Origin of the sequence: Georgenia sp. TF02-10 (genome assembly GCF_022759505.1) — a bacterium.
GTDB lineage: Bacteria > Actinomycetota > Actinomycetes > Actinomycetales > Actinomycetaceae > TF02-10.
In genome coordinates, this window is the sequence record NZ_CP094289.1 from 3,457,383 (window position 1) to 3,475,604 (window position 18,222).

22 protein-coding genes and 1 pseudogene are annotated in these 18,222 nt (G+C 74.4%); 1 reads left to right on the plus strand and 22 read right to left on the minus strand.

Annotated features, from left to right (window positions below):
* Nucleotides 1-38 precede the first annotated feature (38 nt).
* The 5 genes from MF406_RS15705 to secY form a co-directional block, all read right to left on the minus strand.
* On the minus strand, nt 39-2,714 hold the full coding sequence (locus MF406_RS15705; RefSeq protein ID WP_242895576.1) for a LuxR family transcriptional regulator: 2,676 nt from the start codon (nt 2,712-2,714) through the stop codon (nt 39-41).
* 313 nt (nt 2,715-3,027) lie between these two features.
* A complete protein-coding gene (locus MF406_RS15710) occupies nt 3,028-4,857 on the minus strand; it encodes a sugar transferase (RefSeq protein ID WP_305852971.1) in 1,830 nt (609 codons plus the stop codon).
* A 177-nt stretch (nt 4,858-5,034) separates the two neighbouring features.
* Nucleotides 5,035-5,868, minus strand: a complete 834-nt coding sequence (gene map, locus MF406_RS15720) for a type I methionyl aminopeptidase (protein WP_242895578.1) — start codon at nt 5,866-5,868, stop codon at nt 5,035-5,037.
* A complete protein-coding gene (locus MF406_RS15725; RefSeq protein ID WP_242895579.1) occupies nt 5,868-6,446 on the minus strand; it encodes an adenylate kinase in 579 nt (192 codons plus the stop codon). The genes map and MF406_RS15725 overlap by 1 nt, the downstream gene beginning before the upstream one ends.
* Nucleotides 6,443-7,738 carry a preprotein translocase subunit SecY gene (gene secY, locus MF406_RS15730; RefSeq protein ID WP_242895580.1) on the minus strand — a complete coding sequence of 432 codons (1,296 nt, stop codon included), beginning with the start codon at nt 7,736-7,738 and terminating at the stop codon, nt 6,443-6,445. Before secY ends, MF406_RS15725 begins: the two co-directional genes overlap by 4 nt.
* A 461-nt stretch (nt 7,739-8,199) precedes the next feature.
* Here secY and MF406_RS18925 point away from each other — a divergent pair, with 461 nt between their 5' ends.
* The gene (locus tag MF406_RS18925) at nt 8,200-10,122 is read left to right on the plus strand and encodes a transposase (RefSeq protein WP_305852966.1); all 1,923 of its coding nucleotides are present in this window, start codon (nt 8,200-8,202) and stop codon (nt 10,120-10,122) included.
* Between the two features lie 219 nt (nt 10,123-10,341).
* Here the strand turns inward: MF406_RS18925 and rplO are convergent, their stop codons facing one another.
* The 17 genes and pseudogenes from rplO to rplB all read right to left on the minus strand — a co-directional run bounded on the left by rplO (nt 10,342) and on the right by rplB (nt 18,206).
* On the minus strand, nt 10,342-10,917 hold the full coding sequence (gene rplO / locus MF406_RS15750; protein WP_242895581.1) for a 50S ribosomal protein L15: 576 nt from the start codon (nt 10,915-10,917) through the stop codon (nt 10,342-10,344).
* Between the two features lie 2 nt (nt 10,918-10,919).
* A complete protein-coding gene (gene rpmD, locus MF406_RS15755; protein ID WP_242895582.1) occupies nt 10,920-11,102 on the minus strand; it encodes a 50S ribosomal protein L30 in 183 nt (60 codons plus the stop codon).
* Nucleotides 11,102-11,794 (minus strand): 30S ribosomal protein S5, encoded by a 693-nt coding sequence (gene rpsE / locus MF406_RS15760; RefSeq protein WP_242895583.1) that lies wholly within the window; start codon nt 11,792-11,794, stop codon nt 11,102-11,104. The genes rpmD and rpsE overlap by 1 nt, the downstream gene beginning before the upstream one ends.
* 31 nt (nt 11,795-11,825) lie before the next feature.
* On the minus strand, nt 11,826-12,203 hold the full coding sequence (gene rplR, locus MF406_RS15765; protein ID WP_242895584.1) for a 50S ribosomal protein L18: 378 nt from the start codon (nt 12,201-12,203) through the stop codon (nt 11,826-11,828).
* Between the two features lie 3 nt (nt 12,204-12,206).
* A complete protein-coding gene (rplF, locus tag MF406_RS15770; RefSeq protein WP_242895585.1) occupies nt 12,207-12,746 on the minus strand; it encodes a 50S ribosomal protein L6 in 540 nt (179 codons plus the stop codon).
* Between the two features lie 18 nt (nt 12,747-12,764).
* A complete protein-coding gene (gene rpsH, locus MF406_RS15775; protein ID WP_242895586.1) occupies nt 12,765-13,163 on the minus strand; it encodes a 30S ribosomal protein S8 in 399 nt (132 codons plus the stop codon).
* Nucleotides 13,164-13,218: 55 nt separating this feature from the next.
* On the minus strand, nt 13,219-13,404 hold the full coding sequence (locus tag MF406_RS15780; RefSeq protein ID WP_242895587.1) for a type Z 30S ribosomal protein S14: 186 nt from the start codon (nt 13,402-13,404) through the stop codon (nt 13,219-13,221).
* Nucleotides 13,404-13,982, minus strand: coding sequence for a 50S ribosomal protein L5 (gene rplE, locus MF406_RS15785; RefSeq protein ID WP_242895588.1), 579 nt, complete (start codon nt 13,980-13,982; stop codon nt 13,404-13,406). Before rplE ends, MF406_RS15780 begins: the two co-directional genes overlap by 1 nt.
* Nucleotides 13,979-14,323: a 50S ribosomal protein L24 gene (gene rplX, locus MF406_RS15790; protein ID WP_242895589.1), complete on the minus strand. Its 345-nt coding sequence runs from the start codon at nt 14,321-14,323 to the stop codon at nt 13,979-13,981. The genes rplE and rplX overlap by 4 nt, the downstream gene beginning before the upstream one ends.
* On the minus strand, nt 14,323-14,691 hold the full coding sequence (gene rplN / locus MF406_RS15795) for a 50S ribosomal protein L14 (protein WP_242895590.1): 369 nt from the start codon (nt 14,689-14,691) through the stop codon (nt 14,323-14,325). The genes rplX and rplN overlap by 1 nt, the downstream gene beginning before the upstream one ends.
* A gap of 131 nt (nt 14,692-14,822) precedes the next feature.
* Entirely contained in the window at nt 14,823-15,140 is a 318-nt protein-coding gene (gene rpsQ / locus MF406_RS15800; protein WP_371744524.1) for a 30S ribosomal protein S17, read from the minus strand.
* Between the two features lie 5 nt (nt 15,141-15,145).
* On the minus strand, nt 15,146-15,385 hold the full coding sequence (gene rpmC / locus MF406_RS15805; RefSeq protein WP_305852972.1) for a 50S ribosomal protein L29: 240 nt from the start codon (nt 15,383-15,385) through the stop codon (nt 15,146-15,148).
* Nucleotides 15,385-15,804, minus strand: a complete 420-nt coding sequence (gene rplP / locus MF406_RS15810) for a 50S ribosomal protein L16 (protein ID WP_242895591.1) — start codon at nt 15,802-15,804, stop codon at nt 15,385-15,387. Before rplP ends, rpmC begins: the two co-directional genes overlap by 1 nt.
* A 2-nt stretch (nt 15,805-15,806) precedes the next feature.
* Nucleotides 15,807-16,639: pseudogene (gene rpsC / locus MF406_RS15815) on the minus strand (30S ribosomal protein S3).
* Nucleotides 16,639-17,034: a 50S ribosomal protein L22 gene (gene rplV, locus MF406_RS15820; protein ID WP_242895592.1), complete on the minus strand. Its 396-nt coding sequence runs from the start codon at nt 17,032-17,034 to the stop codon at nt 16,639-16,641. The pseudogene rpsC and the gene rplV overlap by 1 nt, the downstream one beginning before the upstream one ends.
* Nucleotides 17,035-17,071: 37 nt before the next feature.
* Nucleotides 17,072-17,353: a 30S ribosomal protein S19 gene (rpsS, locus tag MF406_RS15825; protein WP_242895593.1), complete on the minus strand. Its 282-nt coding sequence runs from the start codon at nt 17,351-17,353 to the stop codon at nt 17,072-17,074.
* Nucleotides 17,354-17,369: 16 nt separating this feature from the next.
* Nucleotides 17,370-18,206 carry a 50S ribosomal protein L2 gene (gene rplB, locus MF406_RS15830; RefSeq protein WP_242895594.1) on the minus strand — a complete coding sequence of 279 codons (837 nt, stop codon included), beginning with the start codon at nt 18,204-18,206 and terminating at the stop codon, nt 17,370-17,372.
* Nucleotides 18,207-18,222 lie beyond the last annotated feature (16 nt).

An 18,222-nucleotide genomic window follows, 5' to 3' on the forward strand; every position in this document is an offset into this window, starting at 1 on the left:
GGGCAGGCCGCGGCCGGCCGAGCGGGTCGCCGCCCGGGTCATCGGGCGGCGGAGCGGGGCGCTCCCTGGCCGGTGGAGGACTGGGCGACCGCTGCCGGCACGTCCCGGGCGGGCGCGACGCCGTCCCCGGACGCGCCACCGTCGCCGGACGCGACGCCGTTCCCGGACCGACCGCCGTTGCCGGGCCGGGCGCCGTCGCCGGCACCCGGCGCGTCCCCGGTGCCCGGGCCGACGCCGGACGGGACGCCGTCGCCGGCAGCGTCGATCTCGGCCGCCCGGGCCAGCGCCTCGCTGCGGGTGGTGACGCCGAGCTTGTGGTAGACGCTGCGCAGGTGCGACTTGACGGTGTTGACGGACAGGCCGAGCTCGCCGGCCACCGCGACGGCGCCGCTGTGCCGGGCCAGGGCGCGCAGGGTCTCCGCCTCCCGGCGGGTCAGGACCGCGGCCAGGCCGCCGCGCGGGCCCACCGCGTCGTCGTTCCCGGGCCGCAGCGCCGGCGGCCACATCTGCACCACCCGGTCCTCCCCGCCGGCCAGGGCACGGAAGGTGCTGTAGGGGAGGATGAGGAAGGGGCGCCGCTGCCCGGAGGCGTCGGCGACCCGGACGGCGTCGGCGAACGCGGCGTGCGCGCCGGCCCGCTCCCCCAGCGCGTGGCGGGCCGCGGCGAGGACCAGGTGGCACTCCATGACGGACCGGACGGTGAGCCCGGGGTGGTCCAGCGCGCCCTGCGCCCGCCCGGCCGCCTGCGCGTAGTCCCCGGCGGCCAGGCTCAGCCGGGCGTGGGTGGGCAGGGAGATCGCCGACGGCGCCAGCCGCCGGGCGCTGCGCCGGGCGGCGGCGTCCAGGCCGGCCGCGAGCAGCACCTCGACCTCGGCGGCGAGGAGCAGGTCCTCCACCAGCCGGTCCCCGGGCAGGTAGTGCCGGGCGGCGCGGAGCTTCTCCGCCCACCGGACCGCCTCGGCCGGGTCGCGGGAGAGCGCGGCATGGGCGGACCCGACGAAGACCCCGAAGGCCCAGACCTCGTCGCGCCGCTCCCGCTCGGGGATGGCGGCCACCAGCGCGGCGGCGTCGGGCTGGAGCCGGTCGACGGCGACCGTGGCGGCAGCCAGCGCCACCCAGCTCTCCAGCAGGGGGTAGTCGGCCGCGTCCGCCGCGTCGGCCAGGGCGGGGTCCGCCAGCCAGGTGGCGGCCAGGTCGGCGTCGGCGTAGATCGCGTGCGCGAGGGCCAGCCCGGCGGTGGCGAGCCGCACCCCGAGCGGGTCGGTGCCGGAGGCCTGCGCGCGGGCGCGGGCACGGCCGAAGGCGTACAGCGCCGCGGACTCGTCCCCGGCCAGCACGGCGGCGCCGCCCCACTGCAGGAGCACCACGACCGTGGGGTCGATCGGGCTGCCCATGCGGTCCAGGCCGAGCTCGAGGGTGATGCCCGGGATGTCGCCGGTGGTCCAGGCCGGCGCGGGCGGCCGGTCCGGGCGCGGGCGCAGGGCGCCAGTGAGCTCGTCCCGGGCCACCCGCAGCCGGGGGTGGCGGTCGACGAGCTCGCGCGGCATGCGCTGGGCGGCGCCGACGAGGGTGGCCGGGTCGGTGGTGATCAGGTGGTGCCACTCGGTCTCGATGACCCGCTCGGCGACCGGCCACGCCCCGCCCTGCACGGCGTGCCGGAGGACGCCGAGGTGGTCCCCGCTCCGCTCGTGGATGTCGACGAGGGCCCGGTGGACCTCCCGCCGCACCTCCGGGCGGGTCTCGTCGAGCAGCCGCAGGAGGGCCTGGCGGACCAGCGGGGGGTAGGCGTAGACCCGCCGCTCGCCGCGGACCTCCTCCCGCACCATCCCGCCGGAGCGGACGGCGCGCAGGGCGACCAGGGCCTCCTCCCCGGGGACGACCCGCCGGACGAGCTCGGCGTCGAACTCCTCCGGCACCGCCGTGCGGAGGACGAAGTCACGGAGGTGCTCGTCGCGCAGGTCCCGCACCACGGCGGCGATGTAGTCGTCGGCCAGGGAGAGGTTGACCGGCCCGCCGCGCGAGCGGACCAGCACGTCGCGGACGGCGGCGGGCCAGCCGTCCAGCCCGTCGGCGAGCCGTTCCGCCTCCCGCTCGGCGAGCGGGACGCCGAGCCGGCCGGCGAGGGTGCGCACGTGCTGGGGGCGCAGCCGGAGCTCGCGCGGGGAGATGATGGTGATGTCCACGGACAGCGCGCCGGTCGTCTCGATGACGCGGGCGCCGCGGGTGGCGACGACGAGGAACAGCTGGTCGTTCTGCCGGACCAGCTCGACGAGGTCCTCGTCGATGTCTGCCGCGTCCTCCCCCCGCCCGGCCTGGTGGTAGTCGTCGACGACGACGGTCAACGGCTCGGCCCGCCGGCCCAGCCCGGTGAGCACCTCGTGCCGGGCGTCCGGGCCGGGCCGGCCGTCCGCCTCGGCCGCCGGGCGATCCGGGGCGGGCACCGCGCCGGCGTCGACCAGCACGGCCAGCAGCGTCGACCAGAACACCTCGGGCGCGTTCGCCGCCCGGGTCAGCGCGAGCTGCACCACCGGGTGGGCCGGGCCGCCGGCCGCCAACCAGGTCTGCAGCAGGGTGGTCTTGCCGAAGCCGCGCGGGCCCCGGATGACGGTGAGCGGCGCGGCGAGGTCGAGCAGCTCGGTGAGCCGCTCGTCGACCACCACCTCGGGCGCACGGCGCGGCCGGGCCGCACCTGCCTTGATGAGTGAGACGTCCATCGGCACCCCCGCCGATCTTCAGGTAGTCCCCCCGACGCCACCCTGATCGGGGACCTCGTAGGGGCAACCTACCGGAAGGGAGGGCGGTTCGGGAGGGGAAGGAGCGGCCGGCCGTGCCGAGGACCCGCCAGCAGGGCCGGCGGCGGGCCGGCCAGCGGGCCGACGGCGGGCGGCCAGCGGGCCACATCGGGTGGGCTGGGTGCCGGTCAGCAGGCCCGGCGGCTGGTGGCCAGCGGGCCGCTGGCGGCCGGCCACGGGCCCGGCAGCGGGCCCGACGGCGGCCGGTCACCCGCCCGGGCCGGCCGCCGCAGGATCAGTAGGCGCCCCGGCCGCCGAGCACGGCGCCGACCGTCCGGCCGAGGATGCCCAGGTCCCCGGCCGGGGACCAGTTGTCCACGTACCGCAGGTCCAGGCGGACGGTGTCCGGCCAGCTGAGGTCCGAGCGCCCGCTGACCTGCCACAGCCCGGTCAGGCCGGGCCGGACCTTGAGGCGGCGCCGCTCAGTTGTGTCGTACTTCTCACTCTCGTGCGGCAGCGGCGGGCGCGGGCCGACGAGGGACATCTCCCCGCGGACGACGTTGATCAGCTGGGGGAGCTCGTCGAGGGAGTACCGGCGCAGCACCCGGCCGAGCGGGGTGACCCGCGGGTCCCGGCGGATCTTGAACAGCACCCCGTTGCCCTCGTCCGCGGCCGCCAGCTCGGCGAGCCGGCGGTCCGCGTCCACGCTCATCGTGCGCAGCTTGAGCATGGTGAAGGGCGCGCCGTCGACCCCGACCCGGGTCTGCCGGTACAGCGCCGGGCCCGGTGAGGTCAGCCGCACCGCGGCCGCGCAGACGAGCAGCACCGGCCCGGCCAGCAGCAGCGCCGCCGCACCCGCCAGCCGGTCGACGGCGGCCTTGGTGCGCACCTGCCGCCGGGTGGCACCGGTGCGCACCCGCAGCAGCGTCGCCCCGCCGGCGGCCTGCACGGTGACCCGGCCGGCGGCCACCTCGAGCAGGTTCGGCGCGAGCATCAGCTCCACGCCGCTGCCCTCCATGAGCCAGGTGAGGCGGCGGAGCTCGGCGGCCGGGAGCGCGGCGTCGTGGACGAGCAGGACCTCCGCGCCCGCTTCGGCGACGAGCTGGGGCAGGTCCGGCAGCGACCCGAGCACCGGCACCCCGGCGGCGGCGTGGGTGTCCACCGGCCCGGTGGTGCACAGCCCGACCGGGTCCAGGCCGAGCCCGCGGTCCTCGCGCAGGGCGGCGAGCACCCCGCCGACGGCGGCCGCGTCGCCGGCCACCAGCGTGGGCCGCAGCAGCCGGCCGTGGCGCCGCGCGCGCCGGACCTGGGCCCGCAGGACGAGCCGGCCGAGCACCATCACGGCGACAGCGGCGACCGGAGCGAGGAGCGGCAGCGCCGGTGGGGCGTCCAGTGCGGTGAGGTGGCTCAGGGCCACGGCGGCCAGCGCGACGACGGTGCCGGCCCGCAGCACTGCCTTGTCCTCGGCGGGGCCGGTGGCGGTGCGGTCCGGGGCGTACCCGCCGTGCGCCCACACCGCGGCGGGGACGGCGGCGGCCGCGAGGAGCGCGGCGAGCAGCCCGACCCACGGGTCCGTCGCGCCGCGCAGCACGACGGCGGCCGCCGCGGCGGCGGTGACGGCGTCGAGGACCACCAGCGCGGTCCGGTAAGCCCGGGCGGCCGAGCGCCAGCTGCGGGCCGGCCGCACCGGGCGCACCCGGCGGGCGAGGTCGGGCAGGTGCACCACGGCCCGGCGGAGCCGCTCCTCCGGCCCGGCGACGGCGTCGTCGCCGCCCACTACGACGTCGGGCGAGGTGATGACCGGGAGGGTGCCGCCGTCGGCGGGCCGGGCGGGCGAGGCGACGTCGACCGGCTCGGCGGGCACCGGGAACGCATCGGCCGGCAGGGTGGCCGGCGGCTCGACTCTGGCGGGGAAGGCGTCCGCCGGCTCCACGCCCGCCGGGAAGGTGGCCGGCGGCTCGACTCTGGCGGGGAAGGCGTCCGCCGGCTCGACGCCCGCCGGGAAGGTGGCCGCCCGATCGACGCTCACCGGGAAGGTGGCCGGCGCGGGCAGGGTGTCGGTCGTCGTCCCGCGGTCCTCGCCGCCCCCGTCCGGCTGCGGCACCAGCAGCCTCAACGACCTCACCCGCACTGCAGACCACCCACTCCCTGTCCCCGGCAGCGCACGTGCCGGCGGTGAGAGCAAGGGAATCAACAAGCGACGGGGGCGTGAACGCCCGGGGATGATGATCGGTGGATGAGACGGGCGGGTGATCCCGGTGTGAGCCTGTCGGGCGAAGCTCACCCCGGGGGCGGGCGCCGGTCAGTCCAGCGGTGCGACCCGCACGCCGAGCTCGCCGAGCGCCGCGGCACCGCCGTCGGGCGCGGTGAGGACCCAGACCCCGGCCGGCCCGAGGGCCACGGTGTGCTCGTAGTGCGCGGCGCGGGAGCCGTCCCGGGTGACCACCGTCCAGTCGTCGGCGAGGACATCGTTGACCGGGCTGCCGGCGGTGATCATCGGCTCCACGCACAGCACCATGCCGGGCCGCAGCCGTGGGCCGCGGTCCCGGGCGCGGTAGTTGAGCACGTCGGGCGGCTGGTGCATCGCGGTGCCGATCCCGTGCCCGACGTACTCCTCGACGATCCCGAGCCGGGTGCCGGTGGTGGCGGCGACGTCGTCGACGACGTCCTCCACCGCCGCCCCCACCTCGCCCAGCCGGGTCCCGGTGGCCAGCGCGGCAACCCCGGCCCACATGGCCCGCTCGGTGGTGCGCACGAGCAGCTCGTCGGCCGGGTCGGCCGGGTCCAGGACGAGGGTGAAGGCGGCGTCCCCGTGCCAGCCGGCCACGACGGCGCCGCAGTCGAAAGAGACCACGTCGCCGGCGCGGAGCACCCGGCCCCCCGGGATGCCGTGCACGATCTCCTCGTTGACCGAGATGCACACGTGTGCGGGGTAGCCCTGGTAGCCGAGGAAGTTCGACCGGGCGCCGGCCCGGTCCAGGACGTCGGCGGCGACGGCGTCGAGGTCCGCCGTCGTCATCCCGGGTGCGGCGGCCGCGCGGAGGGCGGCATGGATGTCGGCGACGACGAGCCCGGCCCGCCGCATCGCGCGGACCTGGTCGGGGGTCTTGTACTCGATGCGCTCCCGGCCGAGCATCAGTGCAGGCGCGGGGCCAGGGCCGCCATGATCCGGTCGGTGACGGCGTCGATCGCGCCCATGCCGTCGACCCGGACCAGCAGGCCCCGGTCGGCGTAGGTGGCGGCCAGGGGGGCGGTCTGCTCGGCGTAGACCTCCAGCCGGCGGCGGATCACCGCCTCGTTGTCGTCGGCCCGGCCCTGCTCGGCGGCCCGCTTGAGCATGCGGGCCACCGCCTCCTCGACGTCGGCGGTGATCTCCACGACGGCGGTGAGGCCGGTGCCGGCCGACTCGAGCATGCCGTCGAGCTGGCGGACCTGGTCCGGGGTGCGCGGGTAACCGTCGAGCAGGAACCCGTCAGCGGCGTCGTCGGCGGCGAGCCGGCCGGCCACCATGGCGTTGGTGACCTCGTCGGGCACGTACTCCCCCGCGTCCATGTAGCGCTGCGCGCGGCGGCCGAGCTCGGTCTGCTCGGCGACGTTGGCCCGGAAGATGTCCCCGGTGGAGATGGCCGGGACGCCCAGCCGCTCGGAGATCCGGGCCGCCTGGGTGCCCTTGCCGGCCCCGGGCGGGCCGAGGAGGACCAGTCGCGCGCTCATCGCAGGAACCCTTCGTAGTGCCGCTGCTGCAGCTGGGAGTCGATCTCCTTGACCGTCTGCAGGCCGACGCCGACGACGATGAGGATCGACGTGCCGCCGAAGGCGAGCTGCTGGTTGGTGATGCCCAGCTGGGCGAAGACGATGGTGGGGATCAGGGCCACCAGGGTGAGGTAGATGGCACCGGTGGTGGTGATCCGGGACATGACGTACTGCAGGTACTCCGCCGTCGGCCGCCCGGCGCGGATGCCGGGGATGAAGCCGCCGTAGCGCTTCATGTTGTCGGCCACCTCGTCGGGGTTGAAGGTGATCGAGGTGTAGAAGAAGGCGAAGAAGAGGATGAGCACCGCGTACAGCGTGATGTACAGCGGGGAGGCGGGGTTGGCGATGTTGGTGACGATCCACTGCACCCACCCCGCGCTCTGGTCCCCGAACTGCGCGGCGAGGCCGGGCAGGGCCAGCAGGGAGGAGGCGAAGATGACCGGGATGACGCCGGGCATGTTGATCTTGATCGGGATGTAGGTGGAGGAGCCGCCGTACATCCGCCGGCCGACCATCCGCTTGGCGTACTGCACCGGCACCCGCCGCTGGCTCTGCTCGACGAAGACGACGAGCAGGGTGATGAGCAGGATCAGCCCGACGACGACGAGGATCTTGGTGACGCCGTCGGCGCCGCCGGCGATGGAGATCAGGGCGGAGGGGAAGCCGGCCGCGATGGAGGTGAAGATCAGCAGGGACATGCCGTTGCCGACGCCGCGCTCGGTGATGAGCTCGCCCAGCCACATGATCAGCCCGGTGCCGGCGGTCATCGCGATGATGGTGAGCAGCAGGTTCAGCGGGGAGTCGTCGGGGATGGGCAGCACCGGGCAGCCGGCGAACAGCTGGGTGTTGGCGATTGTGACGATCACCGCGGACTGCAGCACCGCGAGGAAGATCGTCAGGTAGCGGGTGTACTGGGTGAGCTTGGTCTGGCCGGCCTGGCCCTCCTTGTGCAGGGCCTCGAACCGCGGGATGACCACCCGCATGAGCTGGACGATGATGCTGGCGGTGATGTACGGCATGATCCCCAGCGCGAAGATGCTCAGCTGGAGCAGCGCGCCGCCGCTGAAGAGGTTGACCATGCCGAGCAGGTCCCCGGTGCCGGTGGCGGCCAGGCACTGCTGGACGTTGCCGTAGTCCACGCCCGGGGCGGGGATGAAGGTGCCCAGCCGGTAGATCGCGATGATCCCCAACGTGAAGAGCAGCTTGCGCCGCAGGTCCGGCGTCCGGAACGCCTGGGCGAATGCGCTGAGCAAACTTCCTCCTGCTGGCTGTGGGGGCGGGGCGCGGTGCCGTGGGCACGGCACGGGCCGCCGGTCAGACTACCGCCACGCGGGGGCGCGGCGGGCGCCGTCGGCCGGTGCCGGGGGACGGGGGTCGCCGTCTCGGCTGGCCCCGGGATGTGCCCCGTCTACCGGCCCACGGATGCCCGCCGTCGGCTGGCCGGCGCACGGGCGCCGTCGGCCGGGACGTGGGGCGGCCGTCGGCCGGCCAGATGGACGGGCTGTCCGGCTGACGACCGGCCGCCGTGCTCCGGAGCGGATCGCAGCGACCGGGACCGCCTCCGGAGCAGGTCCCGGTGACCACGATCGCCTCCGGAGTGGATTCCGTGCACCTGGGGCACATTTTCCACTCCGGGAGCCTGTTGCTTTTTGGGCTGGCGCGGGCCTGGGCGTGTCTGCCGGCCGGCCTGGGCGCTGCCGGGAGGATCGGGGGTATGGCCAGGACGTACCGGGTGGTGGATCGGGACCAGGAGTTCTTGCTCCCGCCGGACATGCGTGAGTGGTTGCCGCCGGAGCATCTGGTGTGGTTCTTGATCGCGGCGGTGGAGCGGATGGACACCACCGCCTTCCACGCCAAGGCCCGGTTGGGTGGGGTGGGTCGGCGGGGGTATGACCCGGAGATGCTGCTGACGCTGTTCGTGTACGCGATGGCGCAGGGGGAGTCCTCCTCGCGGCGGATCGAGCGGCTGTGCCACACGGATGTGGCGTTCCGGGTGATCTGCGCCCAGGACGTCCCGGACCACACGGTGCTGGCCCGGTTCCGCCAGCGCCACGAGGAGGCGCTGACCGGTCTGCTGACCGAGTCGTTGGTGCTGGCCGCCGAGCTGGGGATGCTCTCGATGGGGGTGGTGGCTCTGGACGGGACGAAGATCCAGGCCAGCGCCAGCAGGGGCGCCAACCGCAGCGAGGCCACCCTGCGGAAGATGGCGGAGGACTACGTCGGCCGGGTCGGCGCCACGGACGCGGAGGAGGACGCCCTGTTCGGTCCGGACAAGCGCGGGGACGAGCTGCCCGAGGCGGTGACCGACCGGACCGACCGGGGTGGGCGGATCCAGCGGGCGCTGGACGTCATCACCGCCCGCCGCACCAAGACCGAGGCGGAGGAGAAGAAGAAGGCCGAGCGGGCCCAGAAGCGCGCCGCCGCCCGCAAGGTGGAGGCGGAGGCGGAGGCGGCGAGGGCCGCCGAGCGGGCCGAGAAGTATCTCGCCGCCCGCCGCAAGGCCGAGGCCGAGGCGGCGAAGACGGCCGAGCGGGCAGAGAAGACGGTCGAGCGGGCCGAGGAGTACCAGAGCGCGCAGGCGGAGGGGGCCCCGCTGTGCGGGCACCCGCCGAAGGGGGTGGACCCGGTCGGCGTGGCCAGGGCCCGGTGGGAGCGGGCGCGGGCGCAGGCCGCGGCCCGGTACGAGGCCTACCAGGGCGACCTGGCCGCCGGGGTGGTCAGGAGGGGACGCCCGCCGCTGCCGCCGGACGAGCACTGCCGGGTCCGTCGGGCCTGGGTGGCCTACCAGGCGGCCCTGGCCGCCCGCGGCCTCGTGACCGCTGGTCAGGACACGGCCGGCGGCACCGATCAGGACCGGGCCCCAGGCGCCGGCGCCGGCAACGCCACCGGGGCCGGCACGGAGCAGACCGCCGACGCCGGCCAGGCGCCGGGCGCCGGCACGGAGCAGGCCGCAGACGCTGAGAAGGTTGGCGCCGGGGCGGCGGCGCAGGCCGGCGGCCCGGCCGGGGAGAACGCCGGGGAGAAGGTGTATGCCAACCTCACCGACCCGGACTCCCGGCTGATGAAGACCCGCGACGGTTGGGTCCAGGGCATGAACTGCCAGACCTCCACCAGCGAGGACGTGTTCATCCTGACCGCCCGGGCCACCCAGGACACCACCGACGTGCGCCAGTTCCTGCCCACCAAGGACGCGGTCGAGACCACCCTGGCCACCATCGCCGAGCGCACCGGCCGGACGGACCTGACCATCGGGACGATGCTCGCCGACGCGGGGTATGACTCCAACGAGAACCTCACCGCACCCGGCCCGGACCGGTTGATCGCCGACAGCAAGCGCCGCCGCCTGTCCGCCCGCGCCACCACGAACCCGGCCGAGGGTCCACCACCGGAGGGTGCGTCGGCCCGGGAGAAGGTCAACCACCGGCTGCGCACCCCCGACGGGCTCGCCACCTACCGGCGCCGGTCCCACCTGATCGAAGCCCCCAACGCCTGGCTGAAGGACGGCCGCGGGCTGCGCCGGTTCTCCCGCCGCGGCCTGGCAGCGGTGCAGTCCGAGCTCTCCCTGGCCGCCGGGGTGACCAACCTGCTCCGCCTGCTCGCCAAGGGAGTGACCACCGCCCAGCTCCAGGTCGCCTGACCCCCACCAGGGGCACCCCCACACCCCCGCCAGGGCCCCCACCCGCCCGCACAGCCCCCGAAGTCCCCCCAGGGCGTCCAGCACACGCTCGGCCCGGCTCACCGAGCCGCTGGTCCGAAAATCCCGCCACCAGGCCCCCGCGCGACCGCCGCCAAAGGACAACAGGCTCCCGGAGGCGATCGTGGTCACGAGGTCCGGCGGCGCCGAGGCCGGGACGGCTCAGGCGGTGGCGGCGGTGGTGACGGTCCCGCCGGCGGCCTCGATCTTCTCCTTGGCCGACGCCGAGCAGGCGTCGACGGCGACCTCGAGGCGGACGCTGACGTCACCGGTGCCGAGGACCTTGACCGGCTGGCCGGCGCGCACGGCGCCCTTGGCCGCCAGGTCCTCGCGGGTGACGGGCCCGCCCTCGGGGTAGAGGGCGCCGAGCTTGTCCAGGTTCACCACCTGGTACTCGGTGCGGAACGGGTTCTTGAACCCGCGGAGCTTGGGCAGCCGCATGTGCAGCGGCATCTGCCCGCCCTCGAACCGCTCGGGCACCTGGCCGCGGGCCTTGCTGCCCTTGGTGCCGCGGCCGGCGGTCTTGCCGCGCTTGCCGCCCTCGCCGCGGCCGACGCGGATCTTGGCGGAGCGGGCCCCGGGCGCCGGGCGCAGGTGGTGGACCCGCAGGACGCGGGCCTGGCCGGCGGCGGTGGTCTCGCCGGTGGCCGGGGCCGCGGCGGCGGTGGTCTCGCCGGCGGTGGTCCCGGCGCCGGTTGCCGCGGCGCCGGTGGGCTGGTCGGTGGTGGGCTCGGCCATGGTCAGTCGACCTCCTCGACGGCGACGAGGTGCGCCACCGTCTGGATCATGCCGCGGACCTCGGGCCGGTCCTCGCGCACGACCGACTGGCCGATGCGCCGCAGGCCCAGGGTGCGCAGCGTGTCTCGCTGGTTCTGCTTGCCGCCGATGGCGGACTTGGTCTGGGTGACCTTCAGCTGGGCCATCACGCACCTGCCCCCACGGTCTCGGCGGGCTGGTCCGCCCGCTCCTTGGCCTCGCCCTCGGCGCGGGCCCGCAGCAGCGCGGCGGGCGCGACGTCCTCCAGGGGCAGGCCCCGGCGGGCGGCGACGGCCTCGGGCTGCTCGAGCATCTTCAGGGCGGCCACCGTGGCGTGCACGATGTTGATGGCGTTGGACGAGCCGAGCGACTTGCTCAGCACGTCGTGGATGCCGGCGCACTCCAGCACCGCGCGGACCGGGCCGCCGGCGATGACGCCGGTCCCCGGGGACGCGGGCCGGATGAAGACGACGCCGGCCGCGGCCTCGCCCTGGACGGCGTGCGGGACGGTGCGAGCGATCCGGGGGACGCGGAAGAAGTTCTTCTTGGCCTCCTCCACGCCCTTGGCGATCGCCGCGGGCACCTCCTTGGCCTTGCCGTAGCCCACGCCGACGGTGCCGTCGCCGTCGCCGACGACGACGAGCGCGGTGAAGCTGAACCGCCGCCCGCCCTTGACGACCTTGGCGACGCGGTTGATCGAGACCACCCGCTCGACGTAGTTGCTCTTCTCCTCGGCGCCCCGGCGGCTGTCGCGCCGGTCGCCGCCGCGGCGGCCCTCGCGGCGGTTGGTGCTCTCGCCCTCGCGGTGCTCCCCGGCGCCGGTCGGGGCGCCGGTCCTGCCTCGCTGCGGTGCAGCCATCAGATGTTCCTCTGCTCTCGTACGGTCTGGCTCACAGGGTCAGCCCACCCGCGCGGGCGCCGTCGGCGACCGCCGCGACCCGGCCGTGGTACTTGTTCCCGCCGCGGTCGAAGACCACGACGTCGACCCCGGCGGCCTTGCCGCGCTCGGCCAGGAGCTCCCCGACCCGGCGGGCCTTGGCGACCTTCTCGCCGTCGGCCGCGCGCAGGTCGGCCTCCAGGGTGGAGGCGGCGGCCAGGGTCCGGCCGGTGGTGTCGTCCACGAGCTGGGCGACCATGTGCCGGCTGGACCGGGTCACCACCAGCCGGGGCCGGTCGGCGGTGCCGGAGATGCGCTTGCGCACCCGCAGGTGGCGGCGCTGACGGGCGCCGGCCTTGCCCTGGCCGGTGCCCTTGATCGTGATAGCCATCGGTTACTTACCAGCCTTTCCGACCTTGCGGCGGACCTGCTCGCCCGCGTAGCGCACGCCCTTGCCCTTGTACGGCTCGGGCTTGCGGATCTTGCGGATGTTCGCCGCGGTCTCGCCGACGAGCTGCTTGTCGATGCCGGCGACGGTGAACCTGGTCGGGCCCTCCACCGTGAAGGTGATGCCCTCCGGCGCGCTGACGTGCACCGGGTGGGAGAAGCCGAGCGCGAGCTCGAGGTCCGCGCCGCGGGCCTGCACCCGGTAGCCGGTGCCGACGATCTCCAGCTGCTTGGTGTAGCCCTGGGTGACGCCGGTGACCAGGTTGGCCAGCAGGGTGCGGGTCAGGCCGTGCAGCGAGCGGGACTCGCGCTCGTCGTCGGGGCGGGTGACGACCAGGGCGCCGTCCTCCCCGCGGTCGACCCGGATGGGCTCGGCCACGGTGTGGCTGAGCACGCCGCGGGGCCCGGTGACGGTCACGGCCTGGCCGTCGATGGCGACGTCGACGCCTGCGGGGACCGGGACGGGGACCTTACCGATACGGGACATGGTCAATCTCCTTCCGGGTCACCAGACGTAGGCGAGGACTTCCCCGCCCACGCCCTTGTTCTTGGCCTCGCGGTCGGTCAGCAGGCCGGAGGAGGTGGACAGGATGGCCACCCCCAGGCCGCCGAGGACGCGGGGCAGGTTGGTCGACTTCGCGTACACCCGCAGGCCCGGCTTGGACACGCGGCGCACGCCGGCCAGGGACCGCTCGCGGGCCGGGCCGAACTTCAGGTCCAGGGTGAGCTTCTTGCCCACCTCGGCGTCGGCGACGCTCCAGCCGGCGATGTAGCCCTCGGCCGTGAGGATCTCGGCGATGTTCGCCTTGAGCTTGGAGTACGGCATGGTCACCGACTCGTGGTACGCCGAGTTGGCGTTGCGCAGACGGGTGAGCATGTCTGCGATGGGGTCTGTCATGGTCATCGGGCCTCGGCCCTTCCTCGTCGTGGTTTCCTCGCGGGACCTGCGACGTAGTTCTTTACCAGCTGGACTTGGTGATGCCGGGGAGCTCGCCGCGCAGCGCCATCTCGCGCAGGCAGATCCGGCACAGGCCGAACTTGCGGTACACCGAGCGGGGGCGCCCGCAGCGCTGGCAGCGGCTGTAGGCGCGCACCTCGTACTTCGGCTTGCGGTTGGCCTTCTGGATCAGGGCGGTCTTCGCCATCAGTTCTCCTTGAACGGGAAGCCCAGGCGACGCAGCAGCGCACGCCCCTCTTCGTCGGTGGTGGCCGAGGTGACGACCGTGATGTCCATGCCCCGGACGCGGTCGATCCTGTCCTGGTCGATCTCGTGGAACATCGACTGCTCGGTCAGCCCGAAGGTGTAGTTCCCGTGCCCGTCGAACTGCCGGGGGCTGAGCCCGCGGAAGTCCCGGATGCGGGGCAGCGCCAGGGACAGCAGCCGGTCCAGGAACTCCCACATCCGGTCCCCGCGCAGCGTCACGTGCGCGCCGATCGGCTGGCCCTCGCGGAGCTTGAACTGCGCGACGGACTTGCGGGCCTTGGTCACCTGCGGCTTCTGCCCGGTGATCAGGCTCAGGTCGCGCACGGCGCCGTCGATGAGCTTGGAGTCCCGGGCCGCCTCGCCGACGCCCATGTTGACGACGATCTTGACCAGCCCGGCCACCTCGTTGACGTTGCGGTGGCCGAACTCCTCGCGCAGCGCCGCGACGATCTCCTCGCGGTAGCGCTGCTTCAGCCGCGGCGTCGGGGCGGCGGTCTGCTCTGCGGTGGTCTGGGTCATGAGATGTCCTTACCGGAGCGCTTGGCCACCCGGACCCGGACGGTCCGGGTGCGCCCGTCGCGCTCGACCTGCTCGGTGCGGTGGCCCACCCGGGTGCCCTTCTTGGTCTCCGGGTCCACCACCATCACGTTGCTGACGTGGATGGGGGCCTCGACGGTCTCGATGCCGCCGGTGCGCGCGCCCCGGCTGGACTGGCCCACCTTGGTGTGCTTCTTCACCCGCTGCACGCCCTCGACGACGACGCGGTCGGTGCCGGTGCGGACCTCCAGCACCCGGCCCTGCTTGCCCTTGTCGCGGCCGGCGATGACGACCACCAGGTCGCCCTTCTTGATCTTCGCCATCAGAGCACCTCCGGCGCCAGAGAAATGATGCGCATGAACCTCTTGTCCCGCAGCTCGCGGCCGACCGGGCCGAAGATGCGCGTCCCACGGGGGTCGCCGTCGCCCCGCAGGATGACGGCGGCGTTCTCGTCGAACTTGATGTAGGACCCGTCCGGGCGGCGCCGCTCCTTGGCGGTGCGGACGATGACCGCCTTGACGACGTCGCCCTTCTTGACGTTGCCGCCGGGGATGGCGTCCTTGACGGTGGCGACGATGACGTCGCCGATGCCCGCATAGCGCCGGCCGGAGCCGCCGAGCACCCGGATGCACAAGATCTCCTTGGCACCGGTGTTGTCGGCGACCTTCAGCCGCGACTCCTGCTGGATCATTCGATGTACTCCTGTCGTCGTGCCGGTTCTCGGCGGGCCGAGCCTGGCCGAACGGATGGGGGGCGTGGGGCCGGGCGGCCGCGGTCACGGCCGGCCGGCGGGCCGGGCGGCCGGAGGCGGCCGGCCGGGCTTTACTTGGCCTTCTGGAGGATCTCCACCAGGCGGTGCCGCTTGGTGGCGGACAGCGGCCGGGTCTCCATGACGCGGACCAGGTCGCCGACGCCGGCCGTGTTGGCCTCGTCGTGCACCTTCACCCGGGCGGTGCGCCGGATGACCTTGCCGTACAGGCCGTGCTTGACGCGGTCCTCCAGCTCGACGACGACGGTCTTGTCCATCTTGTCGCTGACCACGTAACCCTGCCGGACCTTGCGGTTGTTCCGGGCCGGGACGACGGCGGCCGGCGCGGTGCCGGCGGCGCCGGCGTCCTGCGCTGCGGTGTTCTCGCTCACTGGGCTCACTCCTCGGTGCTCGGCGCCGTGCGGATGCCGAGCTCGCGCTCGCGCACGATCGTGTAGATGCGGGCGATGTCCCGGCGCACGGCCTTGAGCCGGCCGTGGTTCTCGAGCTGGCCGGTGGCGGCGGAGAACCGCAGGTTGAACAGCTCGGCCTTCGCCTTCTCCAGCTCCTGGGCGAGCCTCTCGTCGTCCATCTGGTCCAGGTCGGCCGGGCTCAGCCCCTTGGTGCCGATGGCCATCAGCCTTCACCACCCTCACGGCTCACGAAACGGGTCTTCATCGGGAGCTTGTGCTGCGCGCGGCTCATCGCCTCGCGGGCCAGCTCCTCCGGGACCCCGGCCAGCTCGAACATGACGCGGCCGGGCTTGACGTTGGCGACCCACCACTCCGGGGAGCCCTTGCCCGAGCCCATGCGGGTCTCGGCGGGCTTCTTGGTGATCGGCCGGTCGGGGAAGATGTTGATCCACACCTTGCCGCCGCGCTTGATGTGCCGGGTCATGGCGATCCGGGCGGCCTCGATCTGCCGGTTGGTGACGTAGGCGGGCTCGATGGCCTGGATGCCGTAGTCGCCGAAGGCGATCGTGGTGCCGCCCTTGGCCACGCCGCGGCGGGTCGGGTGGTGCTGCTTGCGGTGCTTGGTGCGCCGGGGGATGAGCACGGTCAGGCCTCCGTTCCTGTCGCGGGTGCCTCGGCGGCGCCCGCCGGGGCCGGCTGCGCGCCGGCGGGGCGCCGCCGGTCGGGGCGCCGGAGCGCCCGTCGCCCCGGCCGCCCTCGCGGCGCGGGCCGGCGCCGCGCCGCTCGCCGCGGCCGCGGCCGCGCGGGGCGGCCTCGGCCTGCTCGCGGGCGTACTCCCGCTCGGTCTGGTCACCCTTGTAGATCCAGACCTTCACGCCGATACGGCCGAAGGTGGTGCGGGCCTCGAAGAACCCGTAGTCGATGTTCGCGCGCAGGGTGTGCAGCGGCACGCGGCCCTCGCGGTAGAACTCCGAGCGGGACATCTCCGCCCCGCCGAGCCGGCCGGCGCACTGCACCCGGATGCCCTTGGCGCCGGCGCGCTGGGCGGACTGCATGCCCTTGCGCATCGCGCGGCGGAAGGAGACCCGGGAGGCGAGCTGCTCGGCGATGCCCTGGGCGACGAGCTGGGCCTCCAGCTCGGGGTTCTTCACCTCGAGGATGTTGAGCTGGACCTGCTTGCCGGTGAGCTTCTCCAGCTCCCCGCGCAGCCGGTCCGCCTCGGCGCCGCGGCGCCCGATGACGATGCCCGGGCGGGCGGTGTGCAGGTCCACCCGCACCCGGTCCCGGGTGCGCTCGATGTCGACCTTGGCGATGCCGGCGCGCTCGAGGCCGGCGGACATCAGCCGGCGGATCGCGACGTCCTCGCGGACGTAGTCGCGGTAGCGCTGGCCGACGTTGGTGGAGTCGGCGAACCACCGCGAGCGGTGGTCGGTGGTGATGCCGAGCCGGAACCCGGTCGGGTTGACCTTCTGGCCCACTAGCGGGTCCTCCCCTTCGTGGTGGCGGCCTTCGCCGCGCCGGTGGTGGCAGCCTCACCCACGACGACCGTGATGTGGCTGGTGCGCTTGAGGATCTGGGCGGCCTGGCCCTTGGCCCGCTGCCGGAACCGCTTGAGGGTCGGGCCCTCGTCGACGTAGGCCTCGAGGATGACGAGGTTGCCCTCGTCGAAGGCCTCGCTGGCCTGGTCGGCCTTGACCCGGGCGTTCGCGACCGCCGACTCCACGACCTTGCGCACGGTCTCCGCGGCCGCCTGGGGCGCGAACCGCAGCGCGGTCACGGCCTCCTCGGTGCGCTTGCCGCGGACGACGTCCACGACGCGGCGCGCCTTCTGCGGCGTGACGCGGACGAAGCGCGCCTGCGCCTTGGCTTCCATGTTCCTGCCTTACTTGTCGGTTCGGGTGCTCCGCGCCTCAGCGGCGGCGGGCCTTGCGGTCGTCCTTGTCGTGCCCGCGGTAGGTGCGGGTCGGGGCGAACTCCCCGAGCTTGTGGCCGACCATCGACTCGGTGACGAAGACCGGGACGTGCTTGCGGCCGTCGTGCACCGCGAAGGTGTGCCCGAGGAAGTCGGGGGTGATGACCGACCGGCGCGACCAGGTCTTGATGACGTTCTTGCCCCCCTTCGCGTTCTGGGCGTCCACCTTCTTCTGCAGGTGGTCGTCGACGAAGGGGCCCTTCTTCAGACTGCGCGGCATGCCTCGCCTCTCCCTCTCAGCGCTTCTTGCCGGTGCGGCGACGGCGGACGATCAGCTGGTCGCTCGGCTTGTTCGGCCGGCGGGTCCGGCCCTCGGGCTGGCCCCACGGGCTGACCGGGTGCCGGCCGCCGGAGGTCCGGCCCTCGCCGCCGCCGTGCGGGTGGTCGACGGGGTTCATCACGACGCCGCGGACGGTCGGGCGCTTGCCCTTCCACCGCATCCGGCCGGCCTTGCCCCAGTTGATGTTGGACTGCTCGGCGTTGCCGACCTCGCCGATGGAGGCGCGGCAGCGGGCGTCGACGTTGCGGATCTCCCCCGAGGGCATCCGCAGCTGGGCGTAGGGGCCCTCCTTGGCGACGAGCTGGACGGAGGCGCCGGCGGACCGGGCGATCTTCGCCCCGCCGCCGGGCCGCAGCTCGATGGCGTGCACGACGGTGCCGACCGGGATGTTGCGCAGCTGGAGGCTGTTCCCGGGCTTGATGTCCGCGCCCGGGCCGCTCTCGATCCGGTCGCCCTGCTTGAGCCGGTTCGGCGCGAGGATGTAGCGCTTCTCGCCGTCGGCGTAGTGCAGCAGCGCGATCCGGGCGGTGCGGTTGGGGTCGTACTCGATGTGCGCGACCTTGGCCGGGACGCCGTCCTTGTCGTGTCGCCGGAAGTCGATGACGCGGTAGGCGCGCTTGTGGCCCCCGCCCTTGTGCCGGGTGGTGATCCGGCCGGTCGCGTTGCGGCCGCCGGTCTTGGGCAGCGGGCGGACCAGGGACTTCTCCGGCTCGGACCGGGTGATCTCGGCGAAGTCGGCGACGGTGGAGCCGCGCCGGCCGGGCGTCGTCGGCTTGTACTTACGGATTCCCATGGATCAGATCCTCTCT

Coding starts and splice junctions, on each gene's coding strand:
- MF406_RS15705 (WP_242895576.1), bottom strand. CDS start 2,714: ATGGACGTCTCACTCATCAAGGCAGGTGCGGCCCGGCCGCGCCGTGCG.
- map (WP_242895578.1), bottom strand. CDS start 5,868: ATGCTCGGCCGGGAGCGCATCGAGTACAAGACCCCCGACCAGGTCCGC.
- MF406_RS15725 (WP_242895579.1), bottom strand. CDS start 6,446: ATGAGCGCGCGACTGGTCCTCCTCGGCCCGCCCGGGGCCGGCAAGGGC.
- MF406_RS18925 (WP_305852966.1), top strand. CDS start 8,200: ATGGCCAGGACGTACCGGGTGGTGGATCGGGACCAGGAGTTCTTGCTC.
- rplO (WP_242895581.1), bottom strand. CDS start 10,917: ATGGCCGAGCCCACCACCGACCAGCCCACCGGCGCCGCGGCAACCGGC.
- rpmD (WP_242895582.1), bottom strand. CDS start 11,102: ATGGCCCAGCTGAAGGTCACCCAGACCAAGTCCGCCATCGGCGGCAAG.
- rpsE (WP_242895583.1), bottom strand. CDS start 11,794: ATGGCTGCACCGCAGCGAGGCAGGACCGGCGCCCCGACCGGCGCCGGG.
- rplR (WP_242895584.1), bottom strand. CDS start 12,203: ATGGCTATCACGATCAAGGGCACCGGCCAGGGCAAGGCCGGCGCCCGT.
- rplF (WP_242895585.1), bottom strand. CDS start 12,746: ATGTCCCGTATCGGTAAGGTCCCCGTCCCGGTCCCCGCAGGCGTCGAC.
- rpsH (WP_242895586.1), bottom strand. CDS start 13,163: ATGACCATGACAGACCCCATCGCAGACATGCTCACCCGTCTGCGCAAC.
- MF406_RS15780 (WP_242895587.1), bottom strand. CDS start 13,404: ATGGCGAAGACCGCCCTGATCCAGAAGGCCAACCGCAAGCCGAAGTAC.
- rplE (WP_242895588.1), bottom strand. CDS start 13,982: ATGACCCAGACCACCGCAGAGCAGACCGCCGCCCCGACGCCGCGGCTG.
- rplX (WP_242895589.1), bottom strand. CDS start 14,323: ATGGCGAAGATCAAGAAGGGCGACCTGGTGGTCGTCATCGCCGGCCGC.
- rplN (WP_242895590.1), bottom strand. CDS start 14,691: ATGATCCAGCAGGAGTCGCGGCTGAAGGTCGCCGACAACACCGGTGCC.
- rpmC (WP_305852972.1), bottom strand. CDS start 15,385: ATGGCCATCGGCACCAAGGGGCTGAGCCCGGCCGACCTGGACCAGATG.
- rplV (WP_242895592.1), bottom strand. CDS start 17,034: ATGGAAGCCAAGGCGCAGGCGCGCTTCGTCCGCGTCACGCCGCAGAAG.
- rpsS (WP_242895593.1), bottom strand. CDS start 17,353: ATGCCGCGCAGTCTGAAGAAGGGCCCCTTCGTCGACGACCACCTGCAG.
- rplB (WP_242895594.1), bottom strand. CDS start 18,206: ATGGGAATCCGTAAGTACAAGCCGACGACGCCCGGCCGGCGCGGCTCC.